This is a genomic window from Methanospirillum sp. (assembly GCF_035406105.1).
Taxonomy (GTDB): domain Archaea; phylum Halobacteriota; class Methanomicrobia; order Methanomicrobiales; family Methanospirillaceae; genus Methanospirillum.
Genome location: NZ_DAONKG010000066.1, coordinates 1 through 11,287, shown reverse-complemented (window position 1 = coordinate 11,287; position 11,287 = coordinate 1). Strand labels below are relative to the sequence as shown.

9 protein-coding genes and 1 pseudogene are annotated in these 11,287 nt (G+C 47.0%); 7 read left to right on the top strand and 3 right to left on the bottom strand.

Translation table 11 applies throughout. From position 1 onward, the window contains the following. Positions 1-1,914, bottom strand: a 1,914-nt coding sequence (locus tag PLA23_RS05575) for a PAS domain S-box protein (RefSeq protein ID WP_324474337.1), incomplete at its 3' end; no start/stop codon positions are given. Between the two features lie 214 nt (positions 1,915-2,128). Here PLA23_RS05575 and PLA23_RS05570 point away from each other — a divergent pair. Both PLA23_RS05570 and PLA23_RS05565 read left to right on the top strand, forming a co-directional pair. Next, entirely contained in the window at positions 2,129-4,900 is a 2,772-nt protein-coding gene (locus tag PLA23_RS05570; protein WP_324474335.1) for a PAS domain S-box protein, read from the top strand. Continuing rightward, a complete protein-coding gene (locus PLA23_RS05565; RefSeq protein ID WP_324330197.1) occupies positions 4,881-5,345 on the top strand; it encodes a response regulator in 465 nt (154 codons plus the stop codon). Before PLA23_RS05570 ends, PLA23_RS05565 begins: the two co-directional genes overlap by 20 nt. Before the next feature lie 70 nt (positions 5,346-5,415). On the opposite strand, the gene PLA23_RS05560 is transcribed toward PLA23_RS05565, so the two are convergent. After that, a complete protein-coding gene (locus tag PLA23_RS05560) occupies positions 5,416-5,796 on the bottom strand; it encodes a response regulator (protein WP_324330199.1) in 381 nt (126 codons plus the stop codon). A 110-nt stretch (positions 5,797-5,906) separates the two neighbouring features. On the opposite strand from PLA23_RS05560, the gene PLA23_RS05555 reads away from it, so the two are divergent. The 5 genes from PLA23_RS05555 (at position 5,907) to speE (ending at position 11,071) form a co-directional block, all read left to right on the top strand. Continuing rightward, positions 5,907-7,025 carry a TIGR04084 family radical SAM/SPASM domain-containing protein gene (locus PLA23_RS05555; RefSeq protein ID WP_324474334.1) on the top strand — a complete coding sequence of 373 codons (1,119 nt, stop codon included), beginning with the start codon at positions 5,907-5,909 and terminating at the stop codon, positions 7,023-7,025. Positions 7,026-7,079: 54 nt separating this feature from the next. Continuing rightward, a complete protein-coding gene (locus PLA23_RS05550; protein WP_324330203.1) occupies positions 7,080-7,937 on the top strand; it encodes an MBL fold metallo-hydrolase in 858 nt (285 codons plus the stop codon). A 16-nt stretch (positions 7,938-7,953) separates the two neighbouring features. Further along, the gene (locus PLA23_RS05545) at positions 7,954-9,600 is read left to right on the top strand and encodes an ATP-dependent DNA ligase (RefSeq protein ID WP_324330204.1); all 1,647 of its coding nucleotides are present in this window, start codon (positions 7,954-7,956) and stop codon (positions 9,598-9,600) included. A gap of 187 nt (positions 9,601-9,787) precedes the next feature. Beyond that, complete coding sequence (gene speD, locus PLA23_RS05540) at positions 9,788-10,186, top strand: adenosylmethionine decarboxylase (protein ID WP_324330206.1); 399 nt, start codon at positions 9,788-9,790, stop codon at positions 10,184-10,186. A 6-nt stretch (positions 10,187-10,192) separates the two neighbouring features. Further along, positions 10,193-11,071 carry a polyamine aminopropyltransferase gene (speE, locus tag PLA23_RS05535; RefSeq protein ID WP_324330209.1) on the top strand — a complete coding sequence of 293 codons (879 nt, stop codon included), beginning with the start codon at positions 10,193-10,195 and terminating at the stop codon, positions 11,069-11,071. An 8-nt stretch (positions 11,072-11,079) separates the two neighbouring features. Here speE and gltX read toward each other — a convergent pair. Next, positions 11,080-11,287, bottom strand: a pseudogene (gene gltX, locus PLA23_RS05530) (glutamate--tRNA ligase); the annotation flags it as partial.

The window sequence follows — 11,287 nt, the reverse complement described above, 5'->3', positions numbered from 1 at the left end:
CGGAAGAGCCGGGGTAGTATGCCTTATCAACTCCCGGTACTTGAGCGAACCTATCATCTCGTGTTTGGACAGCCCGGTGAGGATCTCCATTGCTTCATTCCAGGCGACCACCATCCGATCCCGGGATATAATAAATGTCGGGTCACCTATCTGGTCAACTGTCCCTTCCAGCTGCTCAACCATAAGAGCAAGGGACTCTTCCATGGTCCGCTGACTGGTAATATCAAGAGAAGAAATAAGGGTGCACAGGTGCTCACCGTGGCGATCAAATACCCGTGACAGATGCATCTGGATCACCAGGGCCAAACCGTTCTCATGTATATCTGAAAAAACCCAGGTATAATTTCCTTTTTCATTGAGGGAAGCCCTGATATCCGGAATTGCGGCAGTGATCTGTGGATAAAAACTCAGGCACCACTCAATCGATCTGCCAACAAAGCTTCCTTTTGGAACACGCGAGAAGATACGTTTGAATGACGGGTTGGCATACATGACGATATCATCCGGTGTGATAATCGCCATACCTTCATAGGAGTGGTCTATTGCAGTATCCTTAATCTCAAGCTCCCTGACCATTCTCACCCAATGGGTGACATCATACAGATACGCGATCAGACAAATCGGCCGGGAGTCCGTATCATATACACCGGATATGGTAACCGATAGATTGATCAGGGAGCCATCCTTTCGGATTCCGTCTACTTCAAATGCATACCCTGAACGGTTCTCTGACAGATCATTATTCGTGAGGATGGCTGGGATCGTTATATCTGTCCCTTTTGCAAAATGTTCCAGAGGAAGACCAAAAACCTCTTCGGGGGTTTGATATCCCCAAAGATCCAGAAATGCCTTGTTGACATAGGTAATGGTCCCCTCAAGGGAGAGAAGGGCAATCGGAACGATGGAAGAGTCCATAGCATGGCTTTTGATTCGTAGCTCGCGTTCTGCATTCTTCCGGTCCGTAATATCCCTTCCAACTCCCTGAAACTCAAGAATACTTCCGAAATCGTCAGTCAGCATCCGTGATACCCAGTGATACCATCGGGATTGTCCGGACGGGAGATAAAACTCAAACTCTGATTCAAAAACAGGAGATAGAGGGGAACATGCCTGCATGCCGGTTGTAATCTGCCTGACCGCATCAGGGCTTAAAAATTCAAATAACGAATGATGCAGGGCTTCAGAAAGACTCATCTGAAAAAGGCGGCAAAAAGCCCCGTTTGCAAATGAGATGGCACCATCATGACTGTACCGGCAGATAAGTTCAGTCTGATCCTCAACAATTCCGCGGTACCGTGCTTCACTAATACGAAGCCGCTCCTCCATCTCGGTCTCGAGGGTGACATCCTCCACAATCACGGTCAGGCCGGTTCGTCCGTCTTCAAAAACTGTTTTTATATATTTTACCTTAAAAAAACGCCGCCAGTCATACTTATGAAACGTAACAACCGCAGTATGCTCAGAGTCCGTATCAGATTGAAAATACGTTTCAAAACGGAAAACTTTCAGAATCTCTGCTGGTAGCATCAGGTATGAAATGCCGGTAATTGCCTGGGCATCCTGATCAAACATTCTGCAAAAACGATCATTTACCTGGATTATTCGGCCATCACTGGAAATGACCAGAATTCCTTCTTTGGTAAAACCAAGAAGACTGGAGATCGGAACACGCTGTGAGAGATAAAAAACCTTCGCAGCTCCCATCTGCTGCATCTCTACGGTACCGGAAATCTGAAGAATTTCAAGATATTTTGCAACTGAATTCCGGTTACATTTCAGACGCTGTGATATCTCCGATATTGTAAGCCCTCTGGGGTAAATCTTAAGCAAACCGCGAATGCGGTTTAGAAATTCCCCATCCTCAACCATATATCCTTTTCGTGGATTGCTCGCAGATAAACATATGCCATGCACCAAAATTATCAGCGGTTTGTGCATATAAACACAATTTTTAGTATTTTAAATGAAATAACTTCAGAGAACCGATATTAAATGAGATAAATACAACGATCAAATCGTAACACGTATCTGGTATTCAATGGATTCTAACATATCGTGTATCCGGTTTTAGAATCAGGAACCCGGATAATAAATGAGAAGGCAGAAGTCCATGCGTCAGGTATGTACGATGAGCGGTGATTCGCTGATCAGCCGGTTTACCATCATACTCTTGGTACTGCTCATTCTGTCCATACTCTCAGTAACAACCCTCTGGTATGTCGACACAAAAAACCAGATCGAATCCCATTTCGCAATCAGGCAGAATAATTCCGAACAAATTCTTCTCCAGTCGGTCATCTGGATCGACGGGGGAATTCGCCTGTATGAATACTCGTTTGAGCCTGGAATGAAAGAAGCGATGGGTAGATTTCTGGCAGCCTATAATGCTTCAGGTGGTGACATTCAACACATTGATCTAACAACAGTAAAAAAAAGTCTGAATGAATCATTCGGGGGCACATGGGATCTCTACATCATAAATGATCAGGGACGTGTTATGAATACGACCTTTTTACCCGATCTTCATTTAGATTTCCAGAAATATCCGGGCTTTCACAGAATCCTTACCCATATCAGAGAAGAGGGATCGTATGTTATTGACAGAACAGTAAAAGGGTTTGTGAAAGGTGCCCCACACCGTAAATTTGCATACCAGGGGACACCTGACCGAAAATATGTACTTGAAATAAGCAGGAATTTTCAAAAATTCATACCCGCAGAGATTGATACCTCATATGCCGAACTGCTGAAGAATCTTCCCCGCATCAATCCTGATATCATATCTGTTGAGCTATACAATACACAGGGAGACCTTGTATCCCGATGGAGTGAGAACGCCAGCACCGGGAGCATCACACCTGAATCACAGGCTCAGGTCATCAGGGTCTTGTCTGATAAAAAGAGTTTCACGGAATATAACAATACACTCAAACAAGTCAGTTCTTTCCTCTATCTCCCGATTCCTGATACACGGTACCCCTCAACACCCATGATGAACCTTGTAGGCAGGATTGTCTATACTACGGAGAAAATTCAAAATCAAATTCTGGAGATTTCGATCATCTATGTTAGTACGCTCCTGGGGACACTGTTTCTTGCCGGACTTTTGGTCTGGCAGACATCGCGATTCTTCTCAAATCCGGTGAAAGGGCTTATCAGCGATCTTAACCGGATCGCACAAGGAGATCTGAACCATCAGATTCAGGAAACCGGTGTTTTTGAACTGAGACAGATTGAAGATGCCATAAACCGGCTCGTTTCAAATCTGAAAAAAAAGATACAGACGATACAAACCCAGGAGGAACAGGTTAAAGCCGAACTTGCAAACAGGATCAAAGCAGAGGAGAACATCAGACAGCTGCTGCATGAAGTGCAGGAGAAAGAACGCCTTATCAAGGAGAGTGAAGTCAGGTACCGAAGTGTGGTTGAGACCCAGAATGAATTTATTTGCCGATTCAAACCGGACGGGACACATATTTTTGTCAATGAAGCTTATTGCAGGTTTTTCAAAAAGAGATGTACGGATATTCTTGGAGCAAAATTCTCTCCTGCAATACCTGATGACGAGAGAGCGTTGGTGAAGAACCATTTCGCCCGGCTTACTCCTGAACACCCGGCAGACCTGAATGAACATCATATAATCCTCCCAAACGGGGAGAAACGATATATTCAATGGATAGATCAGGCGATTTTTTCTGAAAACGGAGAACTCACCGAGTATCAGTCTGTAGGTCGGGACCTGACGGCCCTGAAAGAACTTGAAAAAAGCCTTCATGCGTCAGACGCTCTCTACCGCGAGATAGTCAATGCGATGGATGACGGGGTGTTTGTTACCGACCGGTCTAATTCCATTCTCATCTGGAATGGATGGAGACTTGGTAGGAAGGCAGGATTACTTAAAAAGCGTGACCATATAGAAGGGAGCGATCTCTTTTCCGTGCTGGCATACCTGTCTGAAGATGACCGCAGGCAGTATGATGAAGTCTTTTCATCAGGCAAGATTGTGGTGTATGAGACGGTCATTGAAAAACGCCGGAAAATATTCCTTGAGATGAAACTTATTCCGATAATCACCGATGATCAGGTCACTACCGTGGTCACCCTCATCAGGGATATGACCATCCGGAAAGAGGCTGAGACAGCACTTCAGAAATTAAATCTGGATCTCGAGGAGATTATCCGGAAACGAACCGAAGATCTTCAGGCATCGCTCGATGAACTGGACGCATTTGCATATAGTGTATCGCATGATCTCCGAGGACCTGTCCGTACAATAGACGGGTTCTCTCATCTGCTCCTGCTTAAATCAGGAGAACATCTGGATGAAGAGAGCAGACACCTCATTTCCAAAATACGTGAGAGTACTGCAACCATGGATACATTAATTCAGGATCTGCTCAGGTTCTCCCGGACTGCCCGTCAGCCTCTGCAGGTTATTGAGATAGATATGGCAGGGCTTGTGCGTGGGGTGATCACAGAACTGACCAGTCAGCCGGAGAGCAGGCAAATATCAGTTTCCATTCAGGACCTGCCTTCATCACAGGGAGATCCCAGTCTTATCAGACAGGTTTGGTACAACCTGATATCTAACAGTATAAAATTTGCCCGTCCTGGTACAATACCTGATATTACGATTGGTTCTTATGAGAGAGAAAATGAAATAATCTACTATATCAAAGACAAGGGTGTCGGATTTGATATGCAGTACGCAGACAAAGTCTTTGAAGTGTTTTCAAGACTTGCCCCGTCACCGGAGATAGAAGGGACCGGTGTGGGTCTGGCACTGGTCAAGAGAATAATTCTCAGGCACCATGGAAGAATCTGGGTACAATCGAAAGCAGGCAGGGGAACAACGTTTTATTTCACAATGCAGGGGAGAAATGGAACAGAAAGGAGATAGGAGACTTGAAATTCTCCTCATCGAAGATAACCAGAATGATGTCGAGTTATTTCTGAATGTGGTTGACTGGATTCATATGGGTGATCAGGTAAGAGTCTTTCTTGATGGCAGAGAGGCTTTGGACTACCTTCATGGAAAAGGCGCATATAAAGACACACCTGTTTGCCTCCCGTCTGTGGTGTTTATTGATTTGAAAATGCCCCTCATCAGCGGGCAGGAGGTTTTGAAATCGATCCGAAGAGACAAACGAACAAAAACACTTCCAATTGTTGTCTTTACCTCATCAGATCAGGAATCTGATATCGGCGAGACCTATAAATCAGGAGTCAACAGTTATGTTGTCAAACCGGTGCAGTTTGAAAAATATGCCGAGACGATCAGGGATCTGATCAATTACTGGAGAAATGTGAACACTCCCCCTGGACCCTTCAGGAGTGAGGGATAATCAATCCCTGCCTGAACCATAATGGTGCGATTTTTAAAAAGCACAATGCCATATATCAGCCGGTTTACTCTTATGATGATAATACTGACTTTATCGCATGATCCAATCCATTCTTATTGTAGGGTTTTGCAAGTACTCCTGAAAAACCGTAGTCTGCATACGAGACAATCGCCGGATCTGAGAGATCACCACTTGAGACCAGTACTTTTACATCAGGATCTGATTCCCGGATGACGGAGATCACCTCGCGACCGCCCAATCCTCCCGGTATGGTAAGATCAAGGATAATAACATCAAAAGGACGGCCATTTTCGCGGGCCTTCTGATACTTTGCCAGCGCTTCTTCCCCGCTAACCGCAATCGTGGGATCATACCCTAGTTTTTTCAAAAGAATTCCGGTTATTTCACAAATTGCCGGCTCATCATCCATGAGAAGAACGCGATATGTCATACAGCTGAATACCCAAAGATATGGGCATCTGGTTATAATACAGTTATGTGTTTACTGGCCGGGATTCATCAGGTTCATGCATCATCAGATGAAACATATAGTGATTTTTTGTGTATTTTCATCTCTACCTTACCGATTCATGCAATCTTATCTGCACGTACTGCCGGGGGAAAATCTTTGATACCCCCGAACCGGAATGCGATACTCTCCAGATTGATGAGTCAATTCCTGCTGAGGTAACCTGGAAATCTGCTGATCTCTACCGGTTTTTAGCCCGGGATCCCGATGCGGTACTGACCTTTATCGGTGGTGAGCCGACATTACGGCCAGATCTTATCAGAACCATCATGGACAATGCCCCGGTCTCACGATTTATGATCCAGACGAACGGTACCCTCTTACACCGGCTTTCACCAGATATCGTCAACAGGTTCGATACCATTCTTATCTCAATCGACGGGGATGAGAAAACCACTGATGATGGACGGGGTGAGGGGTCCTACAGCCGGGTAATGCAAAATATTCATCATATCAGAGCCGGTGGATTTCAAAATGAACTCATCGCACGCATGACCGTCACTGAACGGACTGATATCAGGGCAGCAGTCAGGTACCTCGCCGATAATCAGGATTATTCTTTCTCATCAATTCACTGGCAGATTGATGCAAACTTCTGGAACGATTATACACTCAGATCTTTTCAGCAATGGGCACGCGAATCCTACATACCCGGCATCCGCCTCCTTGTGCAGGACTGGCTTTCTGTCATGAAAGAAACCGGGAGGGTATTAAAGTGGTATCCGTTTATTGATACACTGGAGGATCTTCTTCGTGGACGGCCAAGCAGACTCCGGTGCGGATCAGGGTACGCAAATTATACCATACTCACCGACGGGAGTATTGCCCCCTGCCCGATCATGGTGGGAATGAAAGATTTCTATGTCGGTACTCTTACGACCTCCTCTCCTGTTCATCTCCCATCAGTTCCAGTGACAGGAGTATGTGAAACCTGCGATATACGTGATTTTTGTGGAGGGAGATGCCTTTATTCAGCAATCGTAAAACCATGGCCGAAAGAGGGCGCAGACCTTGTATGCGAGACCGTTCGTGCACTGCATGATGCAATCACAGAAATCGTGCCGGAGGTCAGGAAGATGATTGAAAACGCAACAATCCGTATGGAAGATTTTGCACATGAAAAATTCAACGGATGCGAAATTATCCCCTGAACAGATCCCTTTAGGTGCAGGGATTATGACGATCAAACCCAAACGGTAGAGAGAATGAGGATATCAGTTCTTGCCAGTGGCAGCAAAGGGAACTGTGTATATATTGAGGGGTCGCGAGGAGCCGTCATCATTGATGCAGGACGATCTGCACGGGAGATTCTGGGCACAAAAGACCGGAAGGGACGACTTTCAGAGGCCGGCGGGAGTCGTGATCTCATTGAAGGAGTACTCATCACCCATGAGCATGGAGATCATGTAAAGGGACTAGGACCGCTTGGCAATGCCCTGAAGGTTCCGGTGTATGGAACGAGCGGTACCCTTGATGCAGCCAGCCGGTTGATTCATTCAAAGAAGAATTTTTCCTTTCAATCAATCCAGCCGTATGTTTCATTCAGGATCGGTGACTTTACCATCACCCCCTTTCCGGTATCGCATGATGCAACCGATCCCTGTGGCTATCTCATCGAAGAGAGCGGCGTCCGGCTCTGTTACTGTACTGATACTGGTATCGTCACGTCCGGAATGCTTGAGATGATAAAAAAATCAGACGGAGTGATTCTTGAATCAAACCATTGCCCGCAAATGCTCAAAGACGGCCCATACCCGACATTTCTCAAACGGCGGATTGCATCACCCCGCGGACATCTCTCAAATGAGGATGCCGGTTCTGTCCTTTCCACGATCTCCCGGTCCATCCATTGTGCTATCCTTGCCCATCTCTCTGAAGAAAACAATGAGCCGGGGCTTGCCATCAGGAAAGCTCATGAAGCACTCGGTCTGGCAGCAGACGATGTTGATCTCTTTGCTGCATCCTCGATAGATACAAAAAACCGCCCGGCACATCGAAAACCGAAACGGCAGTGCAGAGAGCAATGCCAGGATGACTGCTGGAAAATTTCCATAACTCTCTGAAAAAAGTGTATATATCATGCTATTTTTGGAATTTGCTGAATTATGTTCCCGCCTTGAGAAGACATCCGGCAGACTTGATACGATAGCAATTCTCGCACAGATCCTGGCATCGCTCCCTGAAGATGACCTCCCAGGGTTTTGCCGGCTTATCCTTGGAAAGCCATTCCCTGAATGGAGCGGGACAAAACTCGGGGTTGGTCCCAATCTCCTCTACGAGGCAGTGGCGTATGTGACAGGAAGAAAACGTGAGGAGATCATTGACAGATTAAGCAGGGTGGGTGATGCAGGTGCTGCGGTTGAAGAGCTTCTCTCCCAGAAGTCGCAGACCTCCTTTTTCTCAGTTGAGCTCACCCTTGCCGATATCATGGCAGCCCTGCATGAGATATCAGGCATGGAAGGCGAACGATCCCAGAAAGAGAAGATCAGGGTCATCCAGCGATTATTATCAAGTGCATCCCCGCTTGAGGCACATTACATTACCGCCATTCTTCTTGAAGACTTTCGCATCGGGGTCGGAGAGGGGAATCTTCGGGATGCCATCGCCCAGGCATTTTCAGTCGATCCCGGTCTTGTGGAATATGCAAACCAAGTCAGAAATGACATCGGAGAGGTAGCAGTGCTGGCACGAAAAGGAGAGGATACACTCAGATCCGTCAGACTGGTCCCCTTCCACCCGGTCAGGATGATGCTTGCACGGCAGGGGACAATTTCAGGTGTTCTTGAGGCAGGAGAACCGGTAGCTGTTGAGTACAAATATGACGGGGCACGGTTTCAGTTTCACAAACAGAATAATCTGTGTAAAATGTATTCCCGCCGTCTTGAGGAGGTTACGTCTGCTATGCCTGATGTCGTTGCCCGTCTCAATGAAGCGCTTCCTGATGATGTGATCGTTGACGGTGAGGTCATTGCTGTTCAGGACGGACGTCCCATGCCATTTCAGACGGTTCTTCGACGATTCCGGAGAAAGCATAACGTCGCTGAGGCTGCGGATGCCATCACCATGATCCCAAATCTCTTTGATATTCTCTATTACAATGAGGAGATGCTTATCGATCTGCCATTTCATGAGAGACGGGAGATCCTGACGAGGGTGGCAACCGGGTATGTTACGCCGCAGCTGGTATCAGATGACGAGGCTGAGATTGAGGCCTACTATCATGCCGCCCTTGATGCAGGTCATGAAGGGGTCATGCTCAAGGTCAGAGGGTCGCGGTACACACCCGGTGTCAGGGGAAAGGACTGGGTAAAAATAAAGCCTGAGGCTGATACCCTGGATCTGGTGGTAACCGGTGCGGAGTGGGGAGAAGGAAAACGGGCCCATGTCTTTGGTTCATTCCTGCTCTCGGTCAGAAGCAATGACAGGTTTATTCCCATCAGCCGGGTTGCCACCGGGTTTTCTGATGAACAGCTCAGCTGGCTCTATGAAACCCTTCGGGATGATATCATCAGGAAAGATGGCAAAATGGTCTATTTTGAACCACGGCTGGTCTTTGAGATCGGATACTCGGAGATTCAGAAAAGCCCCAGTTATGAAGGTGGGTATGCTCTCCGGTTTCCCCGTTTCATCGAACTGAGAGAGGATAAAGACCCGAAAGAGGCAAATACTGCAGAAGATGTCGAAGAGCGGTATATCCAGACCCATCGGCCTCATAATACCCCGTAAGATCCGGATTCTGAAGATAATCCTTTGATTCTGTCAAAAAAGACCAGTAAATCCTTTTCTGTTTTTCGTTTTCTCCGTTTAAAACTTTCCATTTACCAAATAGATTTATCTTTTATGATATCGCATTCTTATACCCACGGGTCTTGCACGGCAGGACCACCCTACAACCTTACAGGAGGGATGGCGAATGAATGGACTACATCTAATTGCTGATATGTACCGCTGCACCTGCACTGCTGATCTTCTTTGTGACCAGAGCAAGTTGGAGAAGCTCTGTGTAGATGCATGTATAAACGCTGGTCTTACCCCGCTTGGAACATATTTCCACCAGTTTATGGATGAAAACGGGAATAAAGCAGGAGTCACTGGCAACGTGGTTCTGGCAGAGTCGCATCTCGCCATCCACACCTGGCCGGAGAACAGCGGGGTGACTCTTGACGTGTACGTCTGTAACTACAGCAGAGACAACAGCGACCGTGCCAGACAGACATTTCAGGAAGTAACAAATGCTCTTGCCCCGAAAGAGATGGCACGCCATGAAGTCATCAGGGGAGAGATCAACGCTGCCCCGGTTGCAGCAAATTAACCATCCATGGATCCATCTTTTTTTAAAGAGCTGCTCTGTGAATCACTAAATGAAAACAGCGGCTTTTTCTTCAGGAAAGGGATACTTCTTGAGCAGGGTATAACACCATACCAGGAGTATGAGGTCTGGGATACACCAGAACTTGGCAGGTTATTCCGACTTGACGGGTACTTCATGACATCAGAACGTGATGAATTTTTTTATCATGAGAATATGATTCATCCTGCCCTTGTTACCCATCCGGACCCAAAAACCGTGCTTATTATCGGGGGTGGAGACGGGGGATCTGCTGACGAGGTCTTCAAGCATCCGTCAGTAGAACGGATCGTCCTGGTCGAACTGGACAAGGCGGTTGTTGATTTATCACGCAGGTTCTTTGAATCGGTTCACCATGGATCCCTTGATGACCCGAGGTTGGAGATCCTCATTGAAGACGGACTCAGATATGTCCGCGAGATCGGACCTGCACAGGGTGAACAGTTTGATCTTATCGTCCTTGACCTGACCGACCCGCTCGGGCCTGCTGCAGAACTCTATTCTCCGCGGTTTATGGCTGAATGCAAGGCCCTTCTCACTTCCGGGGGGATGTTCGTCCTGCATATCGGACCACCCGTCTTTGCACCGGCACGGGTCTCAGGCCTCATGAAAAACCTGACCAGCGTCTTTCAAATCGTGGCCCCGTATTTTGTATATATACCCCTCTATGGAAGTCTCTGGGGGATGGCCTGTGCATCTGATACCAATGATCCCCGGAAGATGAATAAAGAGAGGATTGATGCAATCATCAGGGACCGTTCACTTCAAAATCTGCAGTATTATAACGGGGCTGTTCATGAAGCAGGCTTTGCTCTGCCCGAGTATCTGAAAAAAATTCTGTATCCGTAAATAATTTTTTACCGGTGGGTAAAGTATGCCACCGCGGGATTACCGGGAGTATCAATCCTGGCAAACCCGACCCGCTCAAACTGAACGATACGATCCGGTATTGCTGCTGCTTCAGGTTCACATACACCACTGATGTCTCCGTCAGGACATTTCAGAACACAGGGATCTGCATATCCTTCCGGGAGCCACTGGATAATCGGTGCTTTTTTATTACGC

Coding starts and splice junctions, on each gene's coding strand:
- PLA23_RS05570 (WP_324474335.1), top strand. CDS start 2,129: ATGAGCGGTGATTCGCTGATCAGCCGGTTTACCATCATACTCTTGGTA.
- PLA23_RS05565 (WP_324330197.1), top strand. CDS start 4,881: ATGGAACAGAAAGGAGATAGGAGACTTGAAATTCTCCTCATCGAAGAT.
- PLA23_RS05560 (WP_324330199.1), bottom strand. CDS start 5,796: ATGACATATCGCGTTCTTCTCATGGATGATGAGCCGGCAATTTGTGAA.
- PLA23_RS05550 (WP_324330203.1), top strand. CDS start 7,080: ATGAGGATATCAGTTCTTGCCAGTGGCAGCAAAGGGAACTGTGTATAT.
- PLA23_RS05545 (WP_324330204.1), top strand. CDS start 7,954: ATGCTATTTTTGGAATTTGCTGAATTATGTTCCCGCCTTGAGAAGACA.
- speD (WP_324330206.1), top strand. CDS start 9,788: ATGAATGGACTACATCTAATTGCTGATATGTACCGCTGCACCTGCACT.
- speE (WP_324330209.1), top strand. CDS start 10,193: ATGGATCCATCTTTTTTTAAAGAGCTGCTCTGTGAATCACTAAATGAA.